The sequence below is a fragment of the Amorphoplanes digitatis genome, assembly GCF_014205335.1.
GTDB lineage: Bacteria > Actinomycetota > Actinomycetes > Mycobacteriales > Micromonosporaceae > Actinoplanes > Actinoplanes digitatus.
Window position 1 is genome coordinate 6,221,607 of record NZ_JACHNH010000001.1, and the last position, 18,278, is coordinate 6,239,884.

Genomic DNA, 18,278 nt, shown 5'->3' on the forward strand with positions numbered 1-18,278 from the left:
TCGTTACGACGGGAAATGCGTTACGGAGGAGGACCGCGTGACGGACGATGACGACGGCCGCACCTACCTTGTCGTGGTCAACGACGAAGAGCAGTACTCCATCTGGCCGGACGGCAAGGACGTGCCCGCGGGCTGGCGCAGTGTCGGTGTCAGCGGGGGCACGGCGGCCTGCCTGGACCACATCGAGCGGGTGTGGACCGACATGCGTCCTCGATCTCTTCGGGAGTACCTGAAGGCGGCGGCGACCGACCGGCCTCATGACGCCTGACCGGCACCACGTATCGGGCATCCAACACCAGATCTGGTTCCTGGAGCGGCTGCTGCCGGGACGGCTCTGGTACCACATTCCGTACGCGTGGCGGGTGTCCGGCAGCCTGGACACCGCGGCGCTGCACCGCGCCCTCAACCAGGTCGTCGCCCGGCACGAGGCGCTGCGCACCCACTTCACCGAGGAAGACGGCGTGCCGTACCAGGTGATCGAGGAGCACCTGCCCGTCGATCTGCCGACGACCGACCTCGCCGAGCTGGCCGAGCCCGACCGCACCGCGACCGTCGACCGGATCCTGGACGGCGAACTGACGCGGACCTTCGACCTGTACGCCGGACCGCTGCTGCGCGCCCGCCTGCTCCGCCTGGCAGCCGACGAGCACGTCCTCGTCGTGACGTTCCACCACCTCGTCTTCGACGGCTGGTCGACCGGAATCTTCCTGAGCGAGCTGGGTGCCCTCTACCACGACGCGGGAGCGCCCCTGCCCCCGCTTCAGGCGCGGTACCGGGACTACGTGGCCTGGCAACGAGCGCGCGCCGGATCACCGGAGTCGGCCGCCGACATCGGGTACTGGACCAACCTGCTCGCCGACGCGCCGCGGCTGCTCGACATGCCGGCCGACCGGCCGCGTCCCGCTGTCACCACCGCGGTCGGGGGCAGCCGCGACCGGATGCTGCCCGCCGCGCTCCTCGACTCGATCGCCGCGTTCGGCCGGGCGACCGACAACGCCACGCCGTTCATGGTGCTTCTCTCCGGGTACGCGGCCCTGCTCGCGCGCTACACCGGGCAGGAGGACATCTGCATCGGTTGTCCCATCGCGACCCGGACCCGCGCCGAGTGGCAACCGCTCATCGGATTCTTCGTCAGCACGTTGCCGTTGCGGATCGACCTGTCGGGCCGGCCCACCTTCCGCCAGCTCGTACGACGGGTGCGAGAGGTCACCCTGGACGCCTACGCCCACCTGCACGCACCCCTGGAGAACCTCGCACAGCTGCTGTCGCGCGGCTCGGCGCCCGCGCACGCCCCGCTCTTCCAGGCCATCTTCGCCATGCAGACCGGCTTCGGCGGGCGGATGGGGCATCTCGGCATTCCCGGCCTCCGGATCGAGCCCGTCGACATCGAGTCCCGCAGCGCCAAGGCCGACCTGATCCTCGGGGTCGGCGGCCGGCCGGACGGCGGCGTGCGGCTCGCCCTCGAATACAGCGCCGATCTGTACGACCCGGCGACGGCGACCCGGCTGCTGCGGCAACTGCACAGCCTGCTGGAGTCGGCGATGGCCGTACCGGATCTGCCCGTGAGCCGGCTGCACCTGCCGGCGCCGGACGAGGGTGACCGGATGGCCGGCGCCGCGCCGGCCGCCGTGCTCCTGCCGGCCGGCGTCGAACGGTGGGCCGCCGCCACCCCGGCCGCCACGGCGATCAGCGGGGAGGGGCGACGATGGTCCTACGCCGAGTTGGACGCGCGGGCCGACCGGCTGGCCCACCGCCTGCGCACGCTCGGTGTACGCGGTGAGGAGCCGGTCGCCATCTGGCTGGAACGCGGTCCCGAGGTGGTGGTGGCGGCGCTCGCGGTGCTGAAGTCCGGTGGCGGGTACCTGCCGCTCGATCCCGGGCTGCCCCGTGCGCGGCTGGAGATGATCCTCGACGAGGTCGGGCCACGGGTACTCATCACACAGGCTCACCTGCTCGGCCGGGTACCGCACCACGGCGGCGGCGTGCTGGTCCTGGACGACCCGGCCGAGGCCGCCCGGCTCGACACCGTGCCCGAGGCCGGCCCGGCCCGCGGCACACACCCCGGCAACCTCGCGTACGTCATCTTCACGTCGGGGTCGACCGGCCGCCCCAAGGGGGTGATGGTCGAGCACGCCCAGGTGGCCCGCCTGTTCTCGGTCACCGAGCCGCTGTTCGGCTTCGGCTCCGACGATGTCTGGACCATGGTGCACTCCCCCGCGTTCGACTTCTCGGTGTGGGAGATGTGGGGCGCGCTCGTCCATGGTGGACGCCTGGCGGTGGCCCCCGAGGAGACCACCCGGTCCCCGCACGAGCTGCTGGCGTTGCTCGTCGCCGAGAAGGTCACGGTGCTGTGCCAGACACCGTCGGCGTTGCGCGGGCTGACCGCCGTGCTGGCGCGCGAGCCGGCGGCCCGCGAGGCGCTCGCCCTGCGCGTGGTGATCCTCGGCGGCGAGGCGCTGACCGCGGCCGACGTGGCCGGCTGGTTCGCCGTGTTCGGCGCCGACGGGCCGCGGCTGGTCAACATGTACGGGATCACCGAGACCACCGTGCACACCACGTACCGTCCGGTCCTGCCGGCGGATGCCGCCGAGCGCGCGGGAAGCCCCATCGGCGGCCCTCTCGACGACGTCACGCTGTACGTGCTGGACGGCGAGCTGGCGCCGGTGGCCGAGGGTATTCCCGGCGAGTTGTACGTCGGCGGCGCCGGCGTGACCCGCGGGTACCTGGGCCGGCCGGCGCTCACCGCGCGGCGGTTCCTGCCCGATCCGTTCAGCGGGCGACCCGGCGGCCGGATGTACCGCAGCGGCGACCGGGCGCGCCGCACCGGCGACGGCGAGTGTGAGTATCTGGGCCGGCTGGACGACCAGGTCAGCATCCGGGGCTACCGGATCGAGCTGGGCGAGATCGAGGCGGCCCTGAGCGCCCATCCCGAGGTCGCTGCCTGCGCGGTGGCGGTACGCGGCGAGCAGCGACTCGTCGCGTACGTGGTGCCGGTCGACGGCGGCGATCCGCCGGCGGGCCTGCGGGCGTATCTCGCCCGGTCGTTGCCGGCCCACATGCTGCCCGGTGCCTACGTCCCGCTGGCCGCGCTGCCGCTGACCCGCAACGGGAAGCTGGACCGCGACGCCCTCCCGCCGCCGCCACCGCCGCGGACCTCCGCCGCACCGCGGGAGGACGACGATCCCACGCGGCGCACGTTGCGCCGGTTGTTCAGCACCGTGCTCGGCGGCGGCGAGGTCGGCCTCGACGACGGCTTCTTCGACCTCGGCGGGCACTCCATCACGGCCCTGCGGCTGGCGTTGCTGGCCGAGGAGGCCCTCTCGGTGCCGGTACGGGTGGCGGACGTCTTCCAGGCACCGACCGTCCGCGAACTGGCCGCGAGACTGGCCGCCGCCCCGGTGCACGGGATGTCGGCGCTCGTACCGCTCGGGGCCGGCCCGCCCGGGCTGCCGCGGCTGATCCTGGTCCACCCGGCCGGCGGCGGGCTGGACTGCTACGCGCCCCTGGCCCGGGCGCTCGGCGACACGTTCACGGTGTCCGGCATCGTGCCCGACGGGCTCGACTCCGGCACCGAGCCGGACCACAGCATCGAGGAGATGGCCGCCCGGTACCTCAAGACGCTCGACCCCGCCGGCCCGGTGTTGCTGGGCGGCTGGTCCTTCGGCGGGGTGGTGGCCTTCGAGATGGCGCTACAGATGCATCAGCGCGCCGCCACCGAGGCACAGGTGCTCCTGCTGGACAGCCGGGCCGCCCCGTTCCTGGCCGACCGGACCGCCGAACCCCCGCCCGTCCTGATGCCTCCGGCCGTTCGGGCGCAACGGCTGGAGGCGGTCTTCCGGGCGCACCTGGCCGCGTTGCTCGCGTACCGGCCGGCGGGGCGGCACCAGGGCCGGCTGACCGTGCTGCGCGCCGAGGACGGCCCGGACGACGGCTCGGGTCCGGATCTCGGCTGGAGCCGCTGGTCGGGCGGGGCGCTCGTCGCCGAGGGCGCCGCCGGCGACCATCACAGCATGCTGGGCGAGGAGCACGCCCCCGCGCTCGCGGCGCGGGTGCGCCGGCTGCTCACCCCGGCCATCGGAGCTCGACCGGCAGGCTCCGGTAGCCCTGGATGAGGTTGGAGCGGGTCGGCAGCGGGTCACCGGCGAGGTGGACCGACCCGGCCCGCTCGGCCAGCGCCTGGAGCAGGACGGCGATTTCGAGGCGGGCCAGGCGGGCGCCGAGGCACACGTGCGGTCCGTGCCCGAAGCCCAGGTGGCGGTTGGGGCTGCGGTCCGGCCGATAGGCCGCCGGCTGCGCGAACACCCGCGGGTCGCGGTTCGCCGCCGCCAGCCAGGCGACCACCGGCTCCCCGGCGCCGATGGCCTGCCCGCACAGCGTCAGCTCCGCGGTGGTCACCCGCAACACGTGCATGCCCGGCGACACCCAGCGGATGGCCTCCTCGACGGCCGCCGGTACCACGCCGGGATCCGCCCGGACGGCGGCCAGGAGCCCCGGTGTCCGGCTCGCCGCGTCGAAGCAGCCAGCGATCACGTGGCGCGTGGTCTGGTTGCCGCCGATGAGCAGGTTGTAGCAGTTGACAAGCACCTCGTCCTGGGTCAGGTCGTCCTCGGCCAGCAGGGCGCTGATCAGGTCGTCCCCGGGAGAGCGGTTGCGCGCGGCGAGCTGTTCACCGAAGTAGCAGAAGATCTCCGTGTGTGCCCGCACCGAGGCGGCCGCCGTCGACTCGCTGCCGGGGCCGGCGAACGCGGCGTCGGTCAGCCCCATGACGTACTCGCGGTCACCCGCCGGCACGCCCAGCACCTCGCAGACGACGGCGGCGGGCAGCAGCGGCCCGATGTGCCGCGCGACGTCGACCACCCCCGTCTCGCGCATCTCGGTCAGCAGGTGGTCGACCTCCTTGCGCACGAACGGTTCCAGTGCGGCCACGGCCGGCCGGGACAGGAAACGCCCCAGGATCTCCCGTAGCCGGGTGTGCCGGGCGCCGTCGGCGGCGACGATCATCTCGCCGCCGGCCCGGTCCGGGTGCTCCGCGTCGAAGCCGATGAGCATGCCGTAGCGGGAGGTGAACGGCGCCTGGCGGCCGAGGACCGCGGCGCAGGCCCGATGCGAGAAGACCGACCAGAACCCCGACGGGGAGCTGCCCGGGTCGCTCCAGACGATCGCGTCATCGGTGGCGTGGTCGTGCCACATCGCGTACCGGCCCGGCGAACCGTACAGCCGCGGGTCACCCAGATCCATGCCGTTCCTCTCCGATGGTCACCGGTGCGTCCACCGTCCGGTCGCGAACGTTTCGCACGTCTCTGACCAGCAGCAACACCAGCACGACCGCCACCTGGATGGCGCCGACCCAGAGCAACGTGGTCCGGACGCCGGCGAGCCCGGCCAGGGTGCCGGCCAGTGCGAGCCCCATCGGATAGACCAGCAGGCCGCCGACCCACTCGTACGCGGAGACGCGGGACAGCAGGTGCTCGGGGATGTGCTGTTGCACGAGCGTCTGGAAGACGCCGCCGAACGTCAGGGCGCCGACGCTGCCGAGCACCGAGACCGCCATGATCACCACCGGGGGCGCGCCCGCCGCGAAGGCGATCGGCAGCAACCCGTACAGCGCCGCCAGCGGCACCGCCGTCCGCAGTGGATGCCGCCGCCGCAGGCGCATCGTGACGAACCCGCCGAGCGCCGCGCCGACGCCGCCGGCGGTGACGGCCGCCGCCCACACCGCCGCGCCGCCGTAGAACTGGCGGCTGGCCTGCGGGCCGAGCACCATGTAGACGCCGATCAGGCCGTTGACGGCGGTGGATGACAGCACCACCGCCCAGAACCAGGTCCGGCCGCGTAGCTCGTCCCAGCCCTGCCGCAGCTCGCGCAGGAAGTGCGGATCGGCGGGGCGTGGTGGGCGGTCGACCCGGATCCGGCCGAGGAACACCAGGCCGACGGCGAGCGACGCGGCGGTCGCCAGGACGGCCCACCCCGGCCCCGCCGTGACGACGAGCACGCCGGCGATGGCCGGGCCGGCGATCGCCGCCGCCGACTGGGTCATCGCCTGGAGCATGTTGGCCTGCTGGAGGTTGCCCGGGCTGACCACGGCCGGTGTCATGCCCGCCGCCGCGGGTGTGAAGACCGCCGCCGCGATGCCGTCGATCCCGAACAGGACCACGAGCGTCCACAGGGACGGATGCGCGACGAGCAGCAGCATCCCGACCGCGGCGCCGGTCAGGCACCGGACCCCGTCCGCGGCGATCATCACGACCCGGCGCGGGAACCGGTCGGCGATGACGCCGCCGGCGAGGATGAACAGCAGTTGGGTCGCCGCCCGCGTGCCCAGCACGATGCCGAGGGCGGTCGGTGAGTCGGTCAGGTCCAGGACCGCGAACGCGATCGCCACCGGGACGAGCGCGTTGCCGAGCGCGGACGCGGTCTGTGCGAGGAAGAGCCGCCGGAAGTTCTTCTCCCGCAACGCCGCCATGCCGTAGTTCGCCATCGCCACGGCGGTCAGCCTTTCCGCCGTGCCATCGCGGCGACCAGTTCGGAGACCGTCTGGTGACGCAACAGCATGTCGAAGCTCAGGTCGACGCCGCCGTCGTTGAGCTGCGCGACGACCCGCATGGCCAGCAGGCTGTGCCCGCCCAGGTCGAAGAAGTTGTCGTGCGGTCCGATCGACTCCACGCCGAGCGCCTCGGCCCACACCTGGGCCACCCGCCGCGACAGGCCATCACCGGGTACGGGGGCCGGGTCGGGTCGGCCGGTGGCCGGCGGTTCCGGCAGGGCGGCCCGGTCGACCTTGCCGTTGCGGGTCAGCGGCTTCGCCGCCAGCGGCACCAGCGCACTGGGGACCATGTACCCGGGCAGCCGCTCCCGCAGGTGGTCGAGGATCGCGGCGGCCGGCAGCGGCGACGCCTCCGGTACGACGTACCCCACGAGCCGCCGGTCACCCGGCCGGTCCTCGCGGACGACGGCGACCGCGTCCCGCACCGCCTCGTGACCGCGGAGCGCGGCTTCCACCTCGCCGTACTCCAGCCGGAATCCGCGCAGCTTCACCTGGTCGTCGATCCGCCCGATGAATTCGATGTCGCCGTCGGAGCGCTGGCGCACGTGGTCGCCTGTGCGGTACATCCGGGCACCCGGCGCCCCGAACGGGTCGGGAACGAACCGTTCGGCGGTCAGGCCGGGACGGTTGAGGTAGCCGCGGGCGACACCGGCACCTCCGATGTACAGCTCACCCGGCGCGCCGACGGGTACCGGTCGTCCCGTTCGGTCCAGGACGTACAGGCAGGTGTTGGCGATCGGCCGGCCGACCGGGATGGTGCGCCACCAGTGCGGTATCTCGTCCGGAACGTCGAACATGCTCGCGAAGGTGGTGCATTCGGTGGGCCCGTAGGCATGACTGATCCGCAGGCGCGGCCACAGCTCGCGTACCCGGCGGAAATGCGCCACCGACGCGGCCTCGCCGCCCGTGATGACCTGCTGGACGTGGCCGAAGACGGCGGACTTCTCGTCGACGAACACGTTGAACAGCCCCGTGGTGAGCCACAGGGTGGTGGCGCCGTTGCGGGCGATCGCGCGGTGCACGGTGTCCGGATCGGGCCGCCCGCCGTCGAGCAGGACGCAGGAACCGCCGTGCAGCAACGGCCCCCAGAGTTCGAACGTGGCGGCGTCGAAACACACCGGCGCCGTCTGCGCCGTCCGCATCCCCGCCGAGAAGCCCGCGTACCCGGTATCGGACAGGAGCGCGATCGCCTGCCGGTGCTCGACCATTACCCCCTTCGGGATGCCGGTGGAGCCGGAGGTGTAGATGACGTACGCGAGATCCCGGGGACCGCACGGGTACCGCGGCGGCGTCGACGGCAGGTCGCGCCAGCGCCCGGCGTCCCGGTCCAGGCGCACGGGGCACGGAAACGCGTCGCCGAACCGGTCGGCGAGTGCGGCACTGGTGAGCACCGTCGGTGCGGACGCGTCCGCGAGCAGCAGCCGCGCCCGGGCCACCGGATCGGCGGCGTCGAGCGGCAGGTACGCGGCGCCGGCCTTCAGCACGGCCAGCAGGGCGATCACCACGTCGGCACCGGGTTCGAGGCAGACGCCCACGACGCTGCCGGAACCGATCCCCTGCCCACGCAGGTACCGGGACAGCCGGTTGGTCCGGCGGTCCAGTTCGCCGTAGGTCAGCGACGCGTCCCCGTACACGAGCGCGACCGCGTCCGGCGTGTCCCGGGCCTGGTCGGCGAAGAGCTCGTGGAGGCAGCGATCCGGGTAGGGCACCCGGCGGTTGTTGTGAGCCACGACGGCCGTGTGCCATTCGGCGTCCGGCAGCGCCGGCAGCTCGCTCAGGCGGGCCTGCGGCCGGTCGGCGACGGCGGCGAGCAGATCGGTGAAGCGGTCCGCCATCCGCCGCGCCGTCACCTCCTCGAACAGGTCGGTGGCGTAGACGAGGTCGCCGTCGATGCCGCCGTCCGCGGTCTCGTGCAGGTGCAGTTCGAGATCGAAGCGGGTCCACCGGGTCTCGTCGGTGTACTCCGGCGTCAGTCTCAGGCCGTCACCCAGGTCGAAGTTCCACCGGCGCTGTTCGGGCAGGAGCTGCACGGTCGCCTGGAAGATCGGGTTGTAGCCGATGTCGCGCGGCGGTCCCAGCTCCTCCACCATCTGCTCGAACGGCATCTCCTGGTTGCCGTAGACGTCCCGGATCGCGGCGCGGGCACGCGTCACCAGATCGGTGAAGCGCGGATCGCCACGGCAGTCGCCCCGCACGGGAAGCACGTTGACGAAGAGTCCGATGAGGGACTCATGCCGGCGGTCGCGACCCGCGAAGGGCACGCCGACGACGATGTCGTCCTGACCGGTGCTGCGGGCCAGCATGAGCTGATACGCCGCCAGCAGGACCATGAACAGCGTGGCCCGTTCGCCGCGGGCCAGCGACCGCAACCGCTCCGCCTGCTCCGGTGCGATCCGCAGCCGATGGTTGCGGCCACGGTACGACGCCGCGGTGGGCGGCCGCGCCCGGTCGGTGGGCAGGTCGAGCAGGGCCGGCGCACCGGCGAGCAGGTCACGCCAGAACTCGCCCAGCCGTGCCCGGACCGGACCCGCCAGCCGGTCCCGCTGCTGCCGGGCGAAGTCGCCGTACTGCAGGGCGAGCGGCGGCAACGGGCCGGGCTCACCTCGCCGGGCCGCCGGGTAGAGCGCCACCAGCTCGTCCAGCAGCACGTGCATCGACCAGCCGTCCGCGACGATGTGATGCACGCCGATCACCAGCAGGTGCTCCCGCTCGGCCAGGCGGGCGAGCCCGGCCCGCAGCAACGGCCCTCGCGACAGGTCGTACGGCCGGTCGCCGAATTCGGCCGCCCACCGCGACGACCACGACCGCGCCGACTCCCCGTCACCCCGCCCGGGGTAGGTCGCGAGCGTGACCGGCACCGGTGCCGGCGGTGCGGCGGCCCGCCCGGGTTGACCGTCCCGGGCCGGGAAGGTCGTCCGGAGTACCTCGTGGCGGGTGACGATCTCTGTCAGCGCCCTGCCCAGCGCCGGGCGGTCGAGGGGCCCGTCCAGGCGGTAGGAGACGACCATCGCGTAGGAGCCGGCCCGCGGGGCGAGCTGGTCCAGCAACCACAGCCGCTGCTGCGCGAAGGAGAGCGGCACGGCTACGTCCATGTGATGACGGTGTCGTCGTCGCGGTGGCCGAGCAGCATGGAGGCGGTGGCCCGCGGTCCCCGGCTCGGGGTCACGGCGTGCACGTGCCCGGCGTTGAACACGTACAGGTCGCCGGGCCCGACATCCAGGCTGATGCTCGGGATTCCCGCCAGCGCCGAGACCGGGTAGGGGCCGCCGTCGAGCTGCGTGTGGAACCGGCGCCGGCCCGGATCGTCCGGCTTGATGTTCCAGAAGACCAGCCGGCCGCCGCCCTCGTTCGCCAGGCAGAGGTTGACGGCACCCACCTGGTAGCCGGGTACCAGCTGCACCTCGAACCCGGCCTGCGCCGGGTGGGCGCACTGTGCGCCGTCCTCGTGCGGGACGAGCGCGAAGTCGCCCCGGCCGGCCCAGGACCGCGCGACACCCAGGCATGCCTGGCCACCGTCGTGTCCGGCGGGGCGCAACGTCACGCCCGAGCCGCGGAGGTAGGTGGCGAGCCCTTCCCGGAAGGCCCGCCAGGGACTCCCCTCGAACCACAACACCTGCTCCACCGCTTCGCGGGTGGACCGCGCATCGGCGAGGTAGTCGGCGGTCGTCTTCTGATAGTGGTACGCGCCGAGGTAGATGCCGGCCGCGTCGTCGTCGCGCTGGACGGCGGCCGGGTGTGCGCGGAACCGGTCGAGGATCCGGGCCACCTCCGCCGGGGAGTACGCCTGGCGGAACACCACACCCGCCACCTCGCCGCGGAGCACCCGTACCGCGTCGGCCGGGTCGAACGACGTGCGCTCGACGAGGCGGAAGTAGTCGGCCGGGCCGCTCCATCCGCTGAGGCCGGTGGTCCTGCCGGTGTGCGCGCTGCCCCGGCGGATGGCGGCGAGCATGGCGTCGCCGATGTCGGCCACCGTCTGCCGGGTCACCCGGTCCGGGCGGAAGACGAGGTGTGCCCGGTAGCCACCGTCGGTCTGCGGCCACAGGGCATTGCCCAGCTCGGTCATCGCGATCGGCGGGTCCGAGCGGAAGAACCGGGCGGTGCAGCCGGTCAGCTCCAGCCCCGGGTCGTTCTTGGGTTCCAGCGTGAACATCGTCTGGTACAGCGCGGGGCGCCCGGTGCGCTCCGGGTTGACGACGCGCACGACCTCGCTGAAGGCGATGTCCTGCGCTCCCAGCGCCGCCCGCATCCGCCGGCCCGTGCCGCGCAGGGCCGTCACCGGCTCGTCGTACGGCGTGGGCCGGGCCCGGACGCAGACGATGTCGATGAGGCAGTTCACGCCGCCGCCGCCGGCCGGGTCGCGGCGCTTGGTGACCGGTACGCCGACCCCGAAGTCACGGGCACCGGTGACGGTCGCGATGCCTTCGGCGTACGCGTTGAACAGGGCGGCGAACCGCGTGGAGCCGGCCGCCGCGGCCTGCGCGTCGCACAGTGCGACGTCATCCGGGGTGATCCACACGTCCATCGCGTCCGACTCCGCGGCATCGGGATCGGGCCGGTCGGCGAAGCACAGAGGCGCCAGCCCGTCGAGCTCCGCCCGCCAGAAGGCGCGCTGCTCGGCCAGGTCGGCGTTGCCCAGCGGCTGCTGGTACGCCTGGTACATCTCGGTGAGCGACGGCGCCGGCGCGGGGAAGGCCGGTTCCCGCCCGGCCGCCCGGGCGGCGTAGCACCGGGACAGGTCGTCGACGAGGACCAACTCGGCGTTGCCGTCCCAGGCGATGTGATGCACCACCACGCCGAGCAGCGTCCGGGCCGTCGACGCGCACCGCACGAGCACCACCCGCCACACCTCACCGCCGGCGAGGTCCAGCGGGCGTTCCAGCTCGGCCAGGACGATCGGCGTCGCCTGCTCCTCGGTGTCCGCCTGCGGCAGCACCCGCAGCGGATCCCGGCCGGTGCCGGGTTCGACCACCGCCACCGGCGGGTCGTCCAACACGTACCGGGCCCGTAGCGACTCGTGCCGCGCGTGGGCGTCGCGTACCGCCTGGGCCAGTGCGGCCTCGTCCAGCGGTCCCTCGATCCACCAGCCGAACGGGCAGTTGGCGGCGGTGTCCGCGGATACCTCGTTGGCCAGGAGGAACTCGATCTGGATCGGCAGCAGCGGTACGCGGCGCGGCGGATGGCCGGCCGCCGTCGGCGCCGTGTGCGGCTCGGCGGTCACCGTCGCGAGCCATTCCGCGAGACCGCCCGCGGTGGGCCGGCGCATGAACCGGGACACCGGAACCTCGACGCCGAGGTGCCGCGCGAGCCGGATGCAGACCCGGCCGGCGTCCAGCGATGTCCCGCCCAGCTCGAAGAACGCAACGTCGTCGGGGATGTCCGGGCGCCCGAGCACCGCGGCGTAGGCCTGCCGCACCGCGACGAGCACGTCGTCACCGGAGGTGAGCGGGCCGGCCGCACCGACGGGCTGGCGCAGCATCACGCCGGCTTCCTGTTCCAGGACCCGCAGGTCCAATTTGCCGTTGGGTTGCAGTGGCAACGCGCTGCGCCAGACCAGCCGGTCCGGCAGGAGGTGGGTGGGCAGTTCGCCGGCGAGCGCGGCGCGCAGGGCGGCGCCGTCCACCCGTGCGCCGTCGGTCGTGTAGAAGGCCACCAGTCCGACGTGCCGGCCGGTCTCGTCGCGGGGGGACACGACGACGCAGCGGCTGACTCCGCTGCGGCGCGCCACCTCGCGCTCCACCTCCTCCGGCGCCACCCGGTGCCCGCGTATCTTGACCTGCCGGTCCACCCGGCCGTCGTAGTGCAGCACGCCCGCCGGCGACCGGTGCCCGAGGTCGCCGGTGCGGTACAGCCGCCGGGTCCGGCCGGCCAGCCGGCGTTCCACGAACCGCGCCTCATCGTCCGCCTCGGACAGGTAGTCGAGCGCCAGCCGGGAACCCTCGAGGTAGATCTCGCCGCTCTCGTCCGGCGGGCACTGCTGCCCGTCGGCGGTCAGCACGTGGACGTCGGTCCCGGCCACCGGCCTGCCGATCGGGACGCCGGCCGGATCGGCGCAGTCCGCCTCGGTGATCCGGTGGGTGGTCGCGAAGATGGTGCACTCCACCGGCCCGTACCCGTTGACCAGATGGACGTCCGGATACCGGCGGAGGAACCGGGCGGCGTGACCGGGCGAGACCCGCTCGCCGCCGATCATCACCTGGCGCAGCCCGGCGAACGCGTCCAGGTCCTCCTCCACCACCACGTTGAACAGGGCCGCTCCGAGCCACGCGGTGTTCACGCCGGCCCGGCCGACAACCCGCCGGAGACTGGCGGCGTCCAGGTACGGCTCGTCCACCACCACCGAGGTGCCGCCGGACAGCAGCGGGCCCCACAGCTCGAGGCTGAACGCGTCCCAGGGCACGGGCGCGGCCAGCGGCATCACCGTCCGCTCGTCGAACTCCGCGAACCGGCAGCCGGCCAGCAGGTCCACCGTGGCCCGGTGCGGCGAGACGACGGCCTTCGGCACACCCGTGCTGCCTGAGGTGAAGAAGACCGTCGCCGGGCTGGTGTCGTCGACGACCGGCCGGTCCGGGTGCAGGCCGAGCTTGGCCCACATCGCCACGTCCCCGTCGGGGAGGTGGGCGCACGGCACGCCGGGCGGTGCCGCGGCGTTCGGCGGCAGGACCAGTGGCCCGCCTAGCGTGGCCGCCAGCGCCGCGATGCGAGCCGGCGGCCACGCCGGGTCGAGCGCGGCGTAGCAACCGCCGATCTTGAGGATGCCCAGCAGGGTCGCCGCCAACTCGGGCGACCGGGGCAGCAGCACCGGCAGGTACGCGCCCGCGCCGGCTCCGGCCTGTGCCAGGGTCACCGCCACCGCGTCGGACGCGGCGTCCAGCGTCTCGTAGTCGACGGTCCGCTCGCCGTGCACCATGGCGGTCGACGCCGGTGACCCGGCGGCGCGTGCCCTGAAGCGCTCGTGGATGGTCACGACACTGTCCCTCCGTCCAGCTCGGGTGCGCCGGGCGCACGGTAGAGCCACGATTGCGACCAGACGTAGTCCGCGCCGCCCCAACGCGTCGCCGAGGAGACGTCGGGGAAGAAGCCACGGCCCTGGTGGTTGGCGCTGGTGTTGCAGAGCACGGGTACGCCGGTGTGCTCGGCGTAGCGGGTCAGGATCTCGGCCACCACCGGATGCTGCGCGGGGCTGACGGTCTGGAGCCGGGCGGTTCCGTCGAGATGCACGACCGCGGGAATCCGGGTACGCCACTCGTCGCGCACGACGTGGTCGAACAGCATGTAGGGATCGGGGGTGCCGGGATCGAAGATCTGCGGTGCCGACGCCTCGAGACAGATGGGCGCCACCGGCCGGTACGGCTCGCGGCCCTTCATCTCGTTGAGCCGGTCCTTCATCTTCGGGTCGTCGGCCGGCGCCAGGATGCTCCGGTTGCCCAGTGCCCGGGGCCCCAGTTCGGCCCGGCCGTCGAGGACCACCACCGGCTGGCCCCGTTCGTGCAGCAGCCGCGCCACGCCCGCCGGATCGCACGGCTCCCGTTCCCAGCCCGGCGCCGGCTCCGCCGGTACCGGCCGCGGGCCCTGATACGCGTCCCAGGTGACCGACAACTCTCCCTGCGCGCCGGCCAGGTGTGCGCACGCGGCGCCGAAGGCCGATCCGGCGTCGTTGGGAAAGGGCGGCACCCACACCTCGGCGAACAGGCCGCTGGAGCGCAACGCGCTGTTCCACTTGATGTTCAGCGCGCAGCCGCCCGAGAGGCACAGGTTGACCCCGTCGCCGGCGCGACCACCCAGTATGCGGCGGAAGGCGTCCACCAACTGCCGGCCAAGGTACTGCTGGAACGACGCGATGAGGTCGGCGTCCGTGCGGCCGGGAAAGAGCAGGTCCCGCTGCCGCTGCACGTTGCGGCCGAGCGCCGCGCCGGTTTCGATCGAGATGACGTCCGCCTCGTCCAGCAACGTCGCGAGTGTTGCCGTCGTGCCGGCGTCGGCGCGGCCCAGGCCGGCGTACGCCATCGCCTTGCCCGCCACACCCGAGGGGCGGGTGCGGCCGAACGCGGCCTGCTCGGCCGTGAACTCCGCCTGGTACGGGGCGAAGTGTCCGGCGAACTCGGTGAAGGCGTTGCCGTACAGCGGAAGCAGCGGGCCGAGGCTGCGGATGGTGAACGGCTCGGGCCGTACCTCGTACAGCAGCGGCAGCATGCCGCCGTCCCACGACAGCACGTGAGCGGGCTCGCCCCGGGCGGCGAACGGGCTGGTGCTGTAGGCCGCGAAGACGTGGCCGGTGGCGTGGTGGTAGCTGACGTAGGGGCGGTCGCGGCGGCCCACCGGCAGCCCGTCGCCGTGATGGGCCGTGAGCGCACCGTCCCGGGCCGGGGTCTCCTGGTAGGGCGCGACATGCAGCGCGACCGCGCGGTCGCGGTTGCGGACGGCCAGGCGGGCCAGCGACTCGCCGCCGGTCGCGTGCCACCCGTCCACGACGAACACGTCCACGTCGGCCGGGTCCAGGCCCTCGGCGGAGAGGATGTCCTCGACCACCTCCAGCCGGTCGCCCTCGGCGTGCCGGTGATTGTTCGACAGCTTCTCGACCTCGATGCTGAACAACAGCCGGGTACCGTCGAACACGGCGACCCCGCCGTCATGGGTGAGCTTGAGCCCACAGGTGATCATGTGTGGCTACCTCCTGGTGCCGACCGCAGAATCCGTACGGCCTCGTCGACGGTGAGCCCGTCCTGGCAGGCGACCAGTCGCGCGGCCAGGGGAAGGCGCCTGGCGACCTGGTCGGCGATCTCGGGGCTGACCCGGCGCGGGTCGGCGAGGACGGTGAACTCGTACCGGTCCGCCGGCTCGGAGACGATGACCGCGAGCGGCACCCGTGCCTCCGGCGTGTCGACCCGCAGCGGTTCGACCCGCAGCCCGCCCAGCCGGGGTACCGGCATCCGTAGGCCGACCATGTTGAACACGACCTGCGAGTACGGTGCCCTGGCGCGGCCCGAGCGGGCCGGCCGCAGCCGCTGGATGATCCGTTCGAACGGCACGTCCTGATTCACCAGCGCGCCGGCGACGTTTTCCTGGACCGCGGCGAGCAACTCGGCGAGGCGCTGCCGTCCGCCGACCGGAAGCCGAATCGGCAGCATGTGCACGAACATTCCGATCAGCTTGTCGGCGTCCGGTCCGGGGCGCCGGAGGTTCGGGCAGGCGATCACCATGTCGTCCGCATCCGACGTCGCCCGCAGGACCAGCCCGAGCGCCGCCAGCAGCACCATGAACGGCGTCCCGCGTCGGCGCGCGGCCTGGTCCCGTACGGCGGCGGCGACCCCGGCCGGTATGCGGCCGGCGGCCGGCACGGCGGGACCGGGCGTGCCCGGCACGCCGCCGGGCAGCTCGATGACGGACGGCGCGCCGTCCAGTGCGCCGTGCCAGTAGTCCAGTTGGCCCGCCAGTTCACCGGAGTCCATCCGGGTGTGGTCGGCCGCGACCAGGTCGCCGTACTGGCCGGCCAGCGCCGGCAACGGCGACGGCTCGCCGCGGGCGTACGCGTCGTACAGCCGGCCCAGCTCGTCGACGAGGACGCCGAACGACCATCCGTCGAAGACGATGTGATGGACGGTGACCAGCACGACGACGTCCTCCGCGGCCGGCCGGAGTGCCCGGACGCGCAGGAGCGGTCCGGTGGCGAGGTCGAACGGCTGCCGGCGGTGCTCGTCGAGCCAGCGCTCGATCGTCGCCGGCGGGTCGTCCACGGGAAGCGGTACCGGCTGCGGCGGGGTGACCACGACCGCGACGTCCCGGCCGGTGGAGCGGAACGTCCACCGCAGGACCTCATGCCGCCGGACGATCTCGTCGATGCTCCGGCGCAGGGCAGCAAGGTCCAGCCGTCCCGTGACCCGGAACGCGATCGGGCTGTTGTAGTCGCTGCCGCCCGGGTCGAGCCGGTCGACGAACCACAGCTCACGCTGCTCCGGTGACGGCCGCCGGGCGGCGGCGACCGCCGGCCGTGGCGCCTCGACCGTGACCGCCTCGGCCACGACCGAGGCCAGTTCGCCGAGGGTCCGCGCCTCGAACAGCACGCGCAGCGGCACCCGGACGCCGAAGTCCTCCTGAACCCGGTTCATCATCCGGGCGGCAAGCAGGGAGTAGCCGCCGAGCCCGAAGAAGTCGTCGCCGGCCCGTACGGCCGGCACGCCGAGAAGCTCGCACCACAACCGGGCGAGCCGGGCCTGGACGCCGTCCGGACCGACGCCCTGATCGAGGCCCGGATCCTGTACAGGCGGGGGAGGAAGCGCGGCCCGGTCGACCTTCTTGTTGGGCAGCAGCGGCAGCGCGTCGAGCACCACGTACCGCGCCGGCCGCAGGTACTCGGGCAGGGTCCGGGCGGTGGTCTCGCGCAGCGTCGCCTCGATGCCCGGCGGGCCGGCGACATAGGCGATCAGTTGCCGTCCGCCGGAGTCGTCCGGCCTCGCGACGGTGACCACGTCCCGCACGCCCGGCACGGTCCGCAGCGTCGCGCTCACCTCGGCCGGCTCCACCCGGTATCCCCGGATCTTCACCTGTTCGTCGGTCCGGCCGACGAAGAGCAGATCACCGCCGGGCAGCTCGCGAACCAGGTCGCCGGTGCGGAACAGGCGCCGGCCCGGTACGCCTGCGAACGGGTCGGGCACGAAGCGCTCGGCGGTCAGCCGGGCGCGGCCGAGATAGCCGCGACCGACCTGTGGCCCGCCGATGAACAGCTCGCCGGTCTCACCGGGCCGGACCTGACGCAGGCCGGCGTCGAGCACACGCAGCTCCACCGTCGACAGGCCACGCCCGATGGGCAGCGCGGACGTGCCGGTGGGTTCCGATTCCACGACGTACACGGTGGAGATCGAGGTGCACTCGGTCGGGCCGTAGTGATGTATCAGGCGGGTACCGGCGGCCAGCAGCCCGCGGATGACCGACGCGTCGGCGGCCTCCCCGCCGAACCACACCCGGTCGCACCGCCCGATCCAGTCCGGCGCGACCGCGGCGAGTTGATGCAGCAACGAGCTGGTCAACGGCAGGGTGGTCACCGGAACCCGGTCGATCTCCTCGATCAGATGACCGACCGAGCGCAGCACGTCGTCGGTGCACAGGTAGACCGAGGCGCCCTGGGTCAGCGCGCCCCACACGTCGAGCAGCACCGCGTCGAACGAGGAACTGAGCACGTGGGCCACCAGGTCACCCGGCGAGTGCCGCAGCGCCGGATGCCCGCCGGCGAGGGCGACCACGTTGGCGTGGGTGAGCACCGCGCCCTTCGGCCGTCCGGTGGAGCCCGAGGTGTAGAGGACCACCGCGGCCTGCTCCGGGTGCACGGCCGTGGCCGGTGCCGGCCACGGACCCGCCGCCGGCCGCGAGAGGTCGACGGTCGGGACCTGATCCGGTACGGGAACCGGCATGGTGCCGTCCGTCAGCACCACCGTGCACCCGGCGTCGATGATCATGAAGCGGACCCGGTCCGGCGGGTAGGCGGGATCCAGCGGCACGTACGTGCCACCGGCCTTCAGCACGGCGAGCGACGCCACCACGGCGCCTCGGCCGCGCCGCATCCAGATGCCGACCCGGGTCTCCGGTTCCAGCGCGAGGCGGGCCGCCAGGTCGTCGGACCGGTGTTCCAGGTCGGCGTAGTCGAGAACGCCGGCGTCGTCCCGCAGCGCCACCGCACCGGGCCGGTCCCGGGCCTGAGCACTGATCAGGGCGTGGATCGCCGGCAGCTCCATGGCCCCGC

The 18,278-nt window shown here is 73.4% G+C and carries 8 protein-coding genes; 2 read left to right on the top strand and 6 right to left on the bottom strand.

All coding sequences use genetic code 11. The features are described from left to right. Nucleotides 1–37: 37 nt before the first annotated feature. Nucleotides 38–268, top strand: a complete 231-nt coding sequence (locus BJ971_RS27275; RefSeq protein ID WP_184996047.1) for an MbtH family protein — start codon at nucleotides 38–40, stop codon at nucleotides 266–268. Continuing rightward, the gene (locus tag BJ971_RS27280; RefSeq protein WP_184996048.1) at nucleotides 258–4,112 is read left to right on the top strand and encodes a non-ribosomal peptide synthetase; all 3,855 of its coding nucleotides are present in this window, start codon (nucleotides 258–260) and stop codon (nucleotides 4,110–4,112) included. Before BJ971_RS27275 ends, BJ971_RS27280 begins: the two co-directional genes overlap by 11 nt. Here the strand turns inward: BJ971_RS27280 and BJ971_RS27285 are convergent. Genes BJ971_RS27285 through BJ971_RS27310 form a run of 6 tightly spaced genes read right to left on the bottom strand, consistent with a single transcriptional unit; the run spans nucleotide 4,063 to nucleotide 18,270 of the window. Continuing rightward, entirely contained in the window at nucleotides 4,063–5,238 is a 1,176-nt protein-coding gene (locus BJ971_RS27285; protein WP_184996049.1) for a cytochrome P450, read from the bottom strand. The two genes, BJ971_RS27280 and BJ971_RS27285, sit on opposite strands and share 50 nt — an antisense overlap. Then, nucleotides 5,225–6,478: an MFS transporter gene (locus BJ971_RS27290; RefSeq protein WP_239087439.1), complete on the bottom strand. Its 1,254-nt coding sequence runs from the start codon at nucleotides 6,476–6,478 to the stop codon at nucleotides 5,225–5,227. Before BJ971_RS27290 ends, BJ971_RS27285 begins: the two co-directional genes overlap by 14 nt. 11 nt (nucleotides 6,479–6,489) lie before the next feature. After that, nucleotides 6,490–9,636: a non-ribosomal peptide synthetase gene (locus BJ971_RS27295; protein ID WP_184996051.1), complete on the bottom strand. Its 3,147-nt coding sequence runs from the start codon at nucleotides 9,634–9,636 to the stop codon at nucleotides 6,490–6,492. Beyond that, the gene (locus tag BJ971_RS27300; RefSeq protein ID WP_184996052.1) at nucleotides 9,627–13,511 is read right to left on the bottom strand and encodes a 2OG-Fe(II)-dependent halogenase WelO5 family protein; all 3,885 of its coding nucleotides are present in this window, start codon (nucleotides 13,509–13,511) and stop codon (nucleotides 9,627–9,629) included. Before BJ971_RS27300 ends, BJ971_RS27295 begins: the two co-directional genes overlap by 10 nt. Then, a complete protein-coding gene (locus BJ971_RS27305; RefSeq protein ID WP_184996053.1) occupies nucleotides 13,508–15,205 on the bottom strand; it encodes a carbamoyltransferase N-terminal domain-containing protein in 1,698 nt (565 codons plus the stop codon). The genes BJ971_RS27300 and BJ971_RS27305 overlap by 4 nt, the downstream gene beginning before the upstream one ends. Further along, nucleotides 15,202–18,270, bottom strand: coding sequence for a non-ribosomal peptide synthetase (locus BJ971_RS27310; protein ID WP_184996054.1), 3,069 nt, complete (start codon nucleotides 18,268–18,270; stop codon nucleotides 15,202–15,204). Before BJ971_RS27310 ends, BJ971_RS27305 begins: the two co-directional genes overlap by 4 nt. Nucleotides 18,271–18,278 lie beyond the last annotated feature (8 nt).

Coding starts and splice junctions, on each gene's coding strand:
- BJ971_RS27310 (WP_184996054.1), bottom strand. CDS start 18,270: ATGGAGCTGCCGGCGATCCACGCCCTGATCAGTGCTCAGGCCCGGGAC.
- BJ971_RS27280 (WP_184996048.1), top strand. CDS start 258: ATGACGCCTGACCGGCACCACGTATCGGGCATCCAACACCAGATCTGG.
- BJ971_RS27290 (WP_239087439.1), bottom strand. CDS start 6,478: ATGGCGAACTACGGCATGGCGGCGTTGCGGGAGAAGAACTTCCGGCGG.
- BJ971_RS27285 (WP_184996049.1), bottom strand. CDS start 5,238: ATGGATCTGGGTGACCCGCGGCTGTACGGTTCGCCGGGCCGGTACGCG.
- BJ971_RS27295 (WP_184996051.1), bottom strand. CDS start 9,636: ATGGACGTAGCCGTGCCGCTCTCCTTCGCGCAGCAGCGGCTGTGGTTG.
- BJ971_RS27305 (WP_184996053.1), bottom strand. CDS start 15,205: ATGATCACCTGTGGGCTCAAGCTCACCCATGACGGCGGGGTCGCCGTG.